This window comes from Parvimonas sp. D9 (genome assembly GCF_035282565.1).
In the GTDB taxonomy this organism is placed as follows: Bacteria; Bacillota; Clostridia; order Tissierellales; family Peptoniphilaceae; genus Parvimonas; species Parvimonas micra.
Genome location: NZ_JAYKBM010000167.1, coordinates 1 through 266, shown reverse-complemented (window position 1 = coordinate 266; position 266 = coordinate 1). Strand labels below are relative to the sequence as shown.

Below are 266 nucleotides of genomic sequence, written 5' to 3'. Positions count from 1 at the left end.
TAGTTGTTCAAGCGAAAGATCTTGATCAGTTGAAATGGATGGTGTAATTGTGTTAGAAGATGGTATCGACTGACGGGTACTGTTTTTTATAAAAGATGGAGAAGCCTCGATATAAGTTGGGTCTAGTTTTCTGTTTGTATTTTTTGCTGCAACTTCATTAGCAATAAAATTTGCTTCATCTTGTTTAGAGGAAGCGTTTACAGAACTGCTGGTAGAATTTTTTTCAGTCGTTGTTTTATCTGATGAACTAAGTGTAAGGGTTTGAA

Annotated in this window: 1 protein-coding gene; it reads right to left on the bottom strand. The window is 35.0% G+C overall.

What is annotated here, in order from left to right; genetic code table 11:
• Positions 1 to 266: hypothetical protein (locus VJI94_RS08430; RefSeq protein ID WP_324009039.1), on the bottom strand; the 266-nt coding region annotated here is incomplete at both ends.